The 9997-nt window shown below is 44.1% G+C and carries 8 protein-coding genes; 7 read left to right on the plus strand and 1 reads right to left on the minus strand.

The window, feature by feature from the left end; translation table 11 throughout:
* Positions 1 to 163: 163 nt before the first annotated feature.
* The 4 genes from GC098_RS26210 (at position 164) to GC098_RS26225 (ending at position 5941) form a co-directional block, all read left to right on the plus strand.
* Positions 164 to 1936, plus strand: coding sequence for an acyl-CoA dehydrogenase FadE (locus GC098_RS26210; RefSeq protein WP_171646149.1), 1773 nt, complete (start codon positions 164 to 166; stop codon positions 1934 to 1936).
* A gap of 36 nt (positions 1937 to 1972) precedes the next feature.
* Positions 1973 to 3643, plus strand: coding sequence for a long-chain-fatty-acid--CoA ligase (locus GC098_RS26215; protein ID WP_171646150.1), 1671 nt, complete (start codon positions 1973 to 1975; stop codon positions 3641 to 3643).
* Positions 3644 to 3704: 61 nt separating this feature from the next.
* A complete protein-coding gene (locus GC098_RS26220) occupies positions 3705 to 4121 on the plus strand; it encodes a PaaI family thioesterase (protein ID WP_171646151.1) in 417 nt (138 codons plus the stop codon).
* A 221-nt stretch (positions 4122 to 4342) separates the two neighbouring features.
* Positions 4343 to 5941, plus strand: a complete 1599-nt coding sequence (locus tag GC098_RS26225; RefSeq protein ID WP_171646152.1) for a PucR family transcriptional regulator — start codon at positions 4343 to 4345, stop codon at positions 5939 to 5941.
* 31 nt (positions 5942 to 5972) lie between these two features.
* On the opposite strand, the gene GC098_RS26230 is transcribed toward GC098_RS26225, so the two are convergent.
* Positions 5973 to 6842: a metallophosphoesterase gene (locus GC098_RS26230; RefSeq protein ID WP_171646153.1), complete on the minus strand. Its 870-nt coding sequence runs from the start codon at positions 6840 to 6842 to the stop codon at positions 5973 to 5975.
* 141 nt (positions 6843 to 6983) lie between these two features.
* Here GC098_RS26230 and ytxJ point away from each other — a divergent pair, with 141 nt between their 5' ends.
* The 3 genes from ytxJ (at position 6984) to GC098_RS26245 (ending at position 9777) form a co-directional block, all read left to right on the plus strand.
* Positions 6984 to 7325: a bacillithiol system redox-active protein YtxJ gene (gene ytxJ / locus GC098_RS26235; protein WP_171646154.1), complete on the plus strand. Its 342-nt coding sequence runs from the start codon at positions 6984 to 6986 to the stop codon at positions 7323 to 7325.
* Between the two features lie 199 nt (positions 7326 to 7524).
* Complete coding sequence (locus GC098_RS26240) at positions 7525 to 8406, plus strand: DMT family transporter (protein WP_171646155.1); 882 nt, start codon at positions 7525 to 7527, stop codon at positions 8404 to 8406.
* A 75-nt stretch (positions 8407 to 8481) separates the two neighbouring features.
* Positions 8482 to 9777, plus strand: a complete 1296-nt coding sequence (locus tag GC098_RS26245) for an MDR family MFS transporter (protein WP_171646156.1) — start codon at positions 8482 to 8484, stop codon at positions 9775 to 9777.
* The last annotated feature ends 220 nt before the right edge of the window (positions 9778 to 9997 follow it).

Consider the following 9997-nt stretch of genomic DNA (forward strand, 5'->3'; position numbering starts at 1 on the left):
GATAGTGTATGTTTAGCGCCGGTATTTCCAGTTAAATGCGGAGCCTTCTACTTAGGACTCCTTTTATCTGAAATGTCACCAACTTCGGTGATATCTGTTAATAAAGGCTCTCGTGAATCCTAATATTTACCCTTGTACAATTAATTTAGAGGAGAGATGAACCATGGCGGAGAAAGTCGTAGGCGGTAGTTTTGTTATTTCGGATACGGATTTTCATGATATTGTGACACCGGAGGATTTTACCGAAGAGCATCGCATGATTGCGGAAACAACGCGTGATTTCGTATCTGGGGAAGTCATGCCGAATGATGAGCATTTGGAAAAGCTCGATTATGATTTAACCGTAAAGCTGATGCGCAGCGCGGGTGATCTCGGATTACTCGGCTCTGATGTACCTGAGATTTATGGCGGACTAGGTTTGGATAAAGTAAGTTCCACTGTGATTAGTGAAAATCTCGCCCGTGCTTCATCCTTTGCTTTGTCCATTGGGGCGCATGTCGGGATTGGCACGCTGCCGATTGTATTTTTTGGTACCACGGAACAGAAGAAGAAGTATTTGCCCGACCTTGCGACAGGCGCGAAAATCGCGGCTTACTGTTTAACGGAACCAACATCCGGCTCGGATGCTTTGGGGGCGAAAACGACAGCTCGTTTGTCTGAAGATGGAAAGTATTACCTAATAAACGGATCCAAATTGTATATCACCAATGCCGGATTTGCTGATATTTTCATTGTATATGCCAAAATCAATGGAACTGATTTCACGGCCTTTATCGTGGAGAAAGGTGATCCTGGCTTTACGATGGGACCGGAAGAGAAGAAGATGGGGATCAAAGGTTCGTCGACGCGTCCGCTTTATTTTGAAGATGTCCGTGTGCCGGTAGAGAACTTATTGGGTGAAATCGGTAAGGGGCATCTGATTGCTTTTAACATTCTGAATATTGGCCGTTACAAATTGGCTACCGGTTGTCTGGGTGCTTCCAAGGAGACGATTGAATTAGCTTCGAAATATGCGAATACTCGCCAACAGTTTAATACGCCTATTTCACGTTTTCCTTTGATTGGTAAAAAGTTGGCGGAAATGAATATTCAAACGTATATTTTGGAGAGCATGGTGTATAGAACGACTGGTTTGTTCGATACCATTCTCAAAGACATTGATCATACGAGCCCTGATGCCGGTAAACATTCATCGAAAGGGATTTCTGAATACGCGCTGGAATGCTCCATTAATAAGGTGTTCGCGTCTGAAGTTTTGGATTTTGTAGCGGATGAGGGCTTGCAAATTCATGGCGGTTACGGTTTTATCCAAGAGTACAAAGTGGAGCGTATTTATCGGGATTCGCGCATTAACCGAATTTTTGAAGGGACGAATGAAATCAATCGCCTGCTCATTCCAGGTACATTAGTGAAGAAAGCAATGAAGGGCGAACTGCCTTTGCTGCAAAAAGCACAAGCTCTGCAAGCTGAACTGCTCTCTATTGTTCCAGGGCAAACGTTTGAAGGCACATTAGCCGAAGAGGTGCATCTGGTTTCGATGGCGAAGAAGGTATTCCTTATGGTCGGTGGGCTTGCGGTACAGAAGTATGGCATGGCCCTTGAAAAAAATCAGGAAGTTTTAAGTAATTTAGCAGACATTATGATCCAAATTTTCGCTGCTGAAAGCGGTCTTCTTCGTACGCAAAAGCTGATTGAAAAAGCAGGGGAAGAGAAGGCAAAGAATGCGATCCAAATCACGACGGTTTTTGTTCATGAAGCCTTTGACAAAATTGAGGCATATGCGAAGGAAGCGCTCAGTACGATGGAAGAAGGAGATGTTCTTCGGACTCAATTGTCTATTTTGAAAAAGTTGTCCAGACGCAGCAGTGTGAATACGGTAGGTCTGAAGCGCGACATCGCCGCACGTGTTATTCAGGGTGAGAAATTCATCGTATAGTCATCGATGTCAAGAACCTGAAGGGGATGGTTTTGTATGAATGAGGCAAAGCCTTGGCTGCGCCATTATCCGTCTGAAGTGGCGTCGACTTACGAGTACCCGAAGCATAATCTTGCACGTTTGTTGGTAGATTCCGCGCATAAGTTTCCGGACCGACCGGCCTTGTATTTCTTAGGGAAAACGCTGCGTTATCGGGAGGTATTGGAAGCGTCCTATCGTTTTGCCAATGCATTAAAAGAGCTAGGCGTTAGCCCGGGGGATCGGGTGTCGATTATGCTGCCGAATTGTCCTTCGGCCATCATTGCCTACTTCGGGACCCTGATGATGGGCGGGATCGTCGTCATGACGAATCCGCTCTACGTGGAGCGAGAGCTGGTTCACCAGCTCTCGGATTCCGGAGCAACCGTCATTGTAACGTTGGATTTGCTGTTTGATCGTGTGCAAAAAGCGAAAGGGAAAACACCGATTCAACATGTTATTGTGACTTCAATTAAGGACTATTTGCCCTTTCCTAAAAACGTCTTATATCCGATTAAAATGAAAAAAGATGGTGCAAACCTTGCTGTCACTTACGGGGATGGTGTCTATTCTTATAAATATCTGCTCCGAGCAGCTTCTCGCGCCCCGATTTGTGTAGATGTGGAGGCAGACGAGGATATTGCCCTTCTTCAATACACGGGAGGGACGACGGGGGTATCCAAAGGTGTCATGCTGACGCACACTAATTTGATTGCTAATACGTACCAAACAAGTCATTGGTGCTATCGTATTCGGTTAGGTGAAGAAAGATTCTTGGGGGCTATCCCTTGCTTCCATGTCTTTGGCTTGACTGTCTTGCTGAATCAATCCATGTATAGGGCGGGGATGCTAATCCTCATTCCAAAGTTTGATATCAACCTGATTTTAGACACGATTCATAAGCTGAAGCCAACGATTTTCCCAGGTGCGCCAACCATGTACATTGCCTTAATCAATCATAAGCGCGTGAAGGAAGTGGATATTTCCTCTATTAATGTTTGTGTAAGCGGTTCAGCGCCTCTCCCGTTAGAGGTACAAGAGCGCTTCGAGGCTTTGACAGGCGGTAGATTAATCGAAGGCTATGGGTTAACTGAAGCATCCCCTGTTACGCATGCGAATCCTATTTGGGGTTTTCGGAAAATAGGCTCCATTGGTATCCCTTTTCCAGATACAGTTACCAAAGTTGTTGATTCGGATTCAGGTCAAGAGCTGCCGATTGGGGAAATTGGCGAAATGATCATTAAAGGACCTCAAGTGATGAAAGGGTATTGGCTGCGCGAGCACGAAACGGCTATGACCATCAGAAATGGTTGGTTATATACGGGCGACATGGGGCGTATGGACGAGGATGGGTTCTTCTCGATTGTTGATCGCAAGAAAGATTTAATCATAGCCGGAGGCTACAATATTTATCCGCGTGACATTGAGGAGGTTCTCTTCGAGCACCCGGCCATTCTGGAGGCTGCTGTTGCAGGCGTACCGGATGAATATCGGGGAGAAACGGTGAAAGCATTTGTAGTGCTGAGACCGGGAATGACGCTAACGGAAAAGGAACTAGAATTGTGGTGCCGTGAGCGTTTGGCTGCCTACAAAGTGCCTCGGAAAGTCGAATTCCGCCAGTCTCTGCCGAAGACGATGATTGGAAAGGTGCTGCGCAGGCAATTACTAGAGGAAGAGAAGACGGTTTGATAGCCTCTTCCTGTTTAACAATTAGGGGGAAGCCCTTTACAAGAAGAGTGGAGGGAATCCTATGGATGATGCTAACGAACGAATAAATAAGAGACTGCAGCAATTAGCAGCATCAGCGGAGCCTACGTTTTGGGGCTTTCTAGGCTGTGAATTTGTGAGTATGCAGGACAACATCATCACGATTGCTTTGGAAGCAAAAACGCATCACTTGAACCCGATAGGGATCGTGCATGGCGGTGTACTATCTTCCTTACTGGACAATGCGATGGGGATTGTTGTGATGATGGCCAGACCGGAGGATAAGGTTGTTACGACGAATTTAAATGTTCATTTCGTAGCTCCGCTTTATGAGGGCCGCTTGTTGGTGACGGCTGAGCTGGTTCATCAATCCCGTAAAATGATAACTACGCAAGGTCGTGTTGTTGACCGTGAAGGTAATTTGGGTACGATGGGAACGGGAACGTTTCGAGTGATTTGAGGGTTTATTCATTAAATTGGGGGGCATGTGCTAAGCATGTCTCTCTTTGTTGTGAGCGTTAGATTCCGCCTTTTATGTTATATAATCTTACATAAAAATAGGTGTAAGTCATAAAACGTTCATAAAATTCACTTTAATGTCATTTAAGTTAACATAGATCCATTGACTGAAATGGCAATGTCATCCTATAATCATTTAAAAGGCACTAAGGGGGAAGCACAATGCATCTTACCATTCGTGAGGCATTATCCATATATCCTTTAACGGAAGCGAAGCTAGTAGCAGGCAAGCAAGGTGATTCCCGCATCGTCAAATCAGTCAATGTGATGGACGCTCCTGATATCGCGGATTGGACGAAATCAGGTGAGATGCTCTTCACCACTGCTTTCGCGATGAAGGATAGTCCGCAAGAAACGGTTAATTTACTTCGTAAATTAAATGATCGTGGAGCTGCAGGGTTAGGGATCAAGCTGGGGCGTTTTTGGTCGGAGCTGCCGCAGATTGTTGCAGATGAAGCAGATCGGCTGCATTTTCCGATTATCGAGATGCCCTTTCAATTTACGTTCTCTGATCAAATGAATGCACTGTTTAACGCAGAATATCGCCGCAATACGCAGCTGCTGCAATCTGTTCTTGAGAAACAGAAGAAGCTGATGCAATTCGGATTGAAACAGGATAATATGCTTTCCATGTTCCAATTAATAAGTGATATTCTTGGTTATCCTATGGCGGTAGTGGGGGCTAGAGGACAAATTTTATATAACACAAGCGCATGGAGTCCCGATCAACTATCCCAGAATTGGCCGTGGAAACGGAAATCAGGATGGGTATACGCAGGTAAAGAGCGCGCTTATCGTGTAGGGCTGCATCAGCAAGACGATGAGCCTCTTGGACATTTGTTGATTATACCGGATGCGGTTCTGCTCGCAAACGTGGAGGAAGGCTTATTCCAGCAAGCAGCAGATATCCTGACCTTCCATATGTGTTATACATTCCGCTCGCATGTTGAAGCATCCGCTCAACGCGATTTACAAAACAATCTCTTGCGCTACTTAGAAAAAGGAACATCTCTAGAGGAGTTCATTGAACAAGCGGAAGCTAGAGGTTTATCGATCTTTACCGGAGCTTATCAATGTGTGATTAGCAAAAATAAGCCGGAAAAACTGGTGGAGGAGCAGCCCCAAGGAATGCTTAAAAACCTAAAACAATATATGGAATCGCATCCGAAATCAAGCAGTTTGACCGGGCACCATTTTGTGTTCAAGGATATGATGTTCTCGGTCTATTCAACGAATCAAGTAGACGGTTTTCCAGAGGAAGAACTGTCACAGCTTCTGACCAAATATGCAGGCGATTCAGGATGTATCGAAGAAGCCGGTGAAATGGCTTTCTATACAAGCTCTATGAAATTAAAGCCAACAGCATTAAGGGAAGCCTATATGGAATGTTTGGAGACGCAGCGTATGGCGTCCAAGCTTGGACTGCCGGATCGTGTGCTTCATTATGAAACCATCGAATTCGCGCATCTCTTCCAAAACGTGTCTTCCACTATGATGGAAGATTACTGTGCCAAAATTCTACGCCCTTTACTCGAAAAAGATGCCGAGTACTCACAAGAAATGATTCGCACTTTAGAGGTGTTCATTCGTAATGATGGTCAAGTAAGCGAGGCGGCAAAGCAATTATTTATTCATAGGAATACCGTAACTTACCGCTTGGAGAAGATTAGCGATCTCTTACAGGTTGATTTCAAAAAAGTAAACGATCTATTAAAATTAAAGGCTGTCTTCTTGTTCCGCCAATTTTTACACGTTAGATAGTAAATATAAAACCCTGAGACGCTTTTGGCGCTCAGGGTTTTCGCTTTTCCAAAGTAATTACGGTGATCTCCGGCCTGCACATCAGACGAAAGGGGAGTGTCGTTGTTCCAATGCCGCGATTGGTGTAAACAAGCATTTTAGAATTTGGCACTTCACTAAGCCCTATGACATAATTTCTACCGCGCGGTGGCGTGATGACAGCTCCGACTCCCGGTAACCGTATCTGACCGCCATGTGTATGGCCGGATAATTGCAAATCGATGGCGTTTTCAGTTACCTTATCCGCGAAATCAGGGCAATGAGATAGCAGCAAGGTAAATATTTGGGCATTTGCTCCGCGCAAGGTTTTCGTTATATCCGGTTTACCCGTCAGCATATCTTCCACGCCTGCGATCTGAATGGTTTGTCCTTTATAAGTGATCGTCTGAAAAGCGTTAACGAGAGATTGGAAGCCTCCGTTATGTAGGATCGGGAGCGTGTAGTTATACCCAATCCACTTATCATGATTGCCAAGTACTGCCCATTTTCCCAAAGGTGCTTCTAGGCTGCCCAGTAATTGACTGGTTAAATCTGGATCTTCACTAATATCTGCGTCAAATAAATCGCCGGTAAAAGTAAGTAGATCCGCTTTTTCTTTCTGAATGAGTTTCACGACACGTTCTAAGTCCTGAAGATCAAAGTGATGACCAATATGGATATCACTGAATTGTAAGAGTTTAATACCATGGAAGGCATTGGGGAGTCGCTCAAAAGGGAGAGTTATTCTCGTAATCTCGACCCATTTGGGTTCCAAGAAACTAGCATAACTGCCAAGTAAACCTCCGGAAGCGATGAAAGAGCCTGCAAGCACAGTACCTTTCTTGAGAAAAGAGCGTCTTGAGATCGGGGGTGGTGATTGCATATGTTCCTCCTGTTCTTCCCTAGGAATATTTACAATTTCATTATACCAGTAAGATAGATGGGGTTGCGAGTTGTGTGATTTGCATATGATTGTAGCTTACTTTATAATCATTATTAATTAGATAGGAAGGGAGATGTTGATATGTCAGCATGGAAAGAATTAACTACAGTAGAAGAGTGGCAGGAAGTATTGAATCGCTCCTCCGAGAAACCGGCTGTCGTTCTTAAGCACAGCACAACATGTCCGGTAAGTTCAAGCGCGCTTGATGAATATGAGGAATACCTATCCGGTAAACCAAATGCGGATGTGGATTATTTCTTAGTGAAAGTTATCGAATCACGTCCGGTGTCGAATCAAATTGCGGAGGATTTAGGAATCAAACACGCGTCCCCGCAAATCCTTTATTTTAAAGATAAAGAATCCATCTGGAATACATCTCACTGGTCCGTTACAAACAAACATATCACAGCTGTTTTAGATTAATCCTATAACCTAACGCAAATAGAAACCCTTGGTTACTGCCTATATTCATTTAGGTGATCTAAGGGTTTTTATACGTTTTATATGTTGTATATATTTTACAAATAATTGAACAAAGTTTAAAAAAGATTGGCAAGCCCTTCTTCCTCCTATATACTTATTTGGCAACTGTAAGATATAACATCTCAAGGAGTTTCACATCATGAATGCTATGAATAAAACCAAAATACCTATCTCCATTTTTCTTTTGATCGGCATTATTGCCATTTCCTTCTCAGCGATTTTTGTTCGGTGGTCAGATGCGCCAGCAGCTGTCATCGCGATGTACCGTCTTCTCATGACGAATGCCTTGATGCTGCCTTTTCTGTGGAATTATAGGAAAGAGATTGCTAGAATTCGACTAAGAGATTGGCTCAGAACAGCCATATCCGGTATATCGCTTGGTTTGCATTTCTTATTTTGGATGGATTCCCTTCATTTTACGACAGTAGCGAGTTCGACGGCTATTCTAACGTTAGAGCCCATTTTTGTGCTGCTTGGTGCGTTTCTTCTTTATGGACATCGGACTAGTCGGGCGGCCTTGATTGCCATGTGTATAGCTATTGTGGGTGCCGTTTGTATCGGATGGGGAGATTTTCAATTTTCCGGTAAAGCGCTTAAAGGGGATTTGTTATCTCTGGTAGGTACGCTAGCTGTAGCCTTACATATGCTCTTAGGCAAAAGTTTGAGAGAGCATATATCAGCTTTTGTTTATAGTTTCTTCGTGTTCTTGTTTGCAGGGCTGGTACTTGCTGTCACCAATGTGTTCACAGGGGTATCATTCACCGCTTACCCAGCGAAAGAGTGGGGGATATTCTTGCTTTTGGCGATTGTTCCTACGGTATTTGGTCATTATGTATTTAATTGGCTGCTTAAATATATGAAGGCTTCTTCCGTGTCAATGACCGTCTTAGGGGAACCGCTCGGTGCCACTCTATTAGCGTACTTCTTGCTTGGGGAAACGATCACAACGATTCAATTGTTAGCCGGTTGTTTACTGTTAGTTGGCGTGGGCATGTTTTTGCGCAGTAATGAAAAGAAGTAATTTTTTTTCGCTATTTATTGAACAAAGGTAAAATAAAACGTTGTCAAAAGCAGCTTGCATACGCGGAGGTATATCGTGAGATTTCGTGATTTTCATCGTAATGTCAAACTAAGAATCGGGCTTTCCTTCTTATCCGGAACCGCTAATAATATGGTGCTTCCCTTCATGTCGATTTATTTTTCCGGAAAATTAGGAGATACAAGTGCTGGTCTAGTCGTAATTCTTGGTATTCTTGCTGGTGTCATCGCGGGGATAATAGGCGGCTACTATGCAGATCGAATTGGGCGCAAAAAGCTGATGCTCACTGCAGAATTAGGTTGGATGCTCTGCTTCGTTGGAATGGCGCTGGCTAATTCGCCCTGGCTTGAATCTCCGGGAATGACCTTTGTTCTGATGATATTTGTTAGTATGTTCTGGGGAATTCATGGTCCTGCTAATGAGGCCATGCTGCTGGATGTAACAGCTCCGGATGTACGTAAATTTATGTACGCCGTCATGTACTGGATGAACAATTTGTCTTTTGCAATTGCAGGACTTGCGGGAGCTTTCTTATTCAAATCTTACTTGTTTGAGCTGTTCATTGGCTTGTCCGTCATTGGCTTGGTCACTCTGATCGTGACTTATTTCTTTATTGATGAAGTGTATCAACCGCAAGCTGCTAGAGAGAGTAGTGGCAATCGCAAAGGAAGTCCGTCGATGTGGGCCAATTATCGGATGGTGCTGCGTGATAAGACCTTCATGATTTTCACACTGGCTTCACTGCTGCTAGTATCTGTTGAGTTTCATCTAGGTAATTACGTGGGTGTAAGGCTGGAAAGGGAGATGGTGAATATCCCATTCTTCCCATGGAATGAACAATCTTGGCGTATTGACGGATTGAAAATGTTAGGCTTCATCCGTACCGAAAATACGGTGCTTGTCGTTGTACTCTCCGTCCTCATGGGGGTTATGATGCGAAGGTTCTCGGATAGCAAAGTACTGTTCATTGGGTACACTTGTTACATATTGGGGTACAGCTATTTGGCTTATAGCAATCAACCATGGCTGCTGCTTGTCTCGATGTTCATTGCTACGGTTGGAGAACTCATGTATGTACCGATTAAACAAGCCTACCTTGGTAACATTGCACCTGATCATGCAAGAAGCTCTTATATGGCACTATTCGGAATGGTGTATAAAGGAGCCATGCTCTTAGGTGGTTTCGGTGTCATGCTTGGCGGATTGATCTCCTCATGGATGATGGCATCTCTTATCGCGCTTAGCGGCTTCGTTGGCATGATCATGTTCTATGCGATTCTAGCCCAATTAGAAGAGCGTAAAGTGAAGGCGGAGGTTAGCTACCAGGCTTCTTCTGCAAGCGTTTCGGCGTAAAGACATGGATAGATGCGAAGGGTACTCCCAATCTCGGTTTTAAATTGTTTAACTACTTTGTAAATTTAGATGGTTTTCCGTGGCTTGGTTGCGATTGTTGCATTTCGTACAACAAATTCCGCCTCTAATGGCTATTTTGCTAGCTGAAGTTGTATTTCGTACAACAATTTGGTCCATTTATTGGAAAATGAGCTGAATTAGGTCCCAAATGTTGTACATT

It is taken from the genome of Paenibacillus phytorum, assembly GCF_013141715.1.
Lineage (GTDB): Bacteria > Bacillota > Bacilli > Paenibacillales > NBRC-103111 > Paenibacillus_E > Paenibacillus_E phytorum.